This window comes from Staphylococcus sp. GDX8P80P (genome assembly GCF_017893095.1).
In the GTDB taxonomy this organism is placed as follows: Bacteria; Bacillota; Bacilli; order Staphylococcales; family Staphylococcaceae; genus Staphylococcus; species Staphylococcus borealis.
Genome location: NZ_JAESMI010000211.1, coordinates 1 through 468 on the forward strand (window position 1 = coordinate 1; position 468 = coordinate 468).

Annotated in this window: 1 protein-coding gene; it reads left to right on the forward strand. The window is 31.6% G+C overall.

Features of this window, described 5'->3' with window-relative positions; translation table 11 throughout:
- Positions 1-468: ArsB/NhaD family transporter (locus KA858_RS12500; protein WP_281058936.1), on the forward strand; the 468-nt coding region annotated here is incomplete at both ends.

Below are 468 nucleotides of genomic sequence, written 5' to 3' on the forward strand. Positions count from 1 at the left end.
ATTGTACTCACTGTATTGCTAGTTGGTTATTTAATAAGTGAGTTTATAAATATTCCTGTATCAATTATTGCTGGTATTATTGCTTTTATCTTTGTAATATTAGCTCGTAAATCAAAAGCAGTTCATACAAAACAAGTGATTAAAGGTGCACCATGGAATATTGTTGTATTTTCTGTTGGTATGTACTTAGTTGTATTTGGTTTAAAAAACGTAGGAATCACAACAATTTTAGCTGATGTATTATCCAATATTTCAAGTCATGGATTATTCAGCAGTATCATGGGTATGGGCTTTATAGCTGCTTTCTTATCTTCAATCATGAACAACATGCCAACTGTTTTAATAGATGCAATAGCGATTGGTCAATCCAGTGCTACAGGTATATTAAAAGAAGGTATGATTTATGCGAATGTCATAGGTTCTGATTTAGGACCTAAAATAACACCGATTGGTTCTTTAGCAACATTA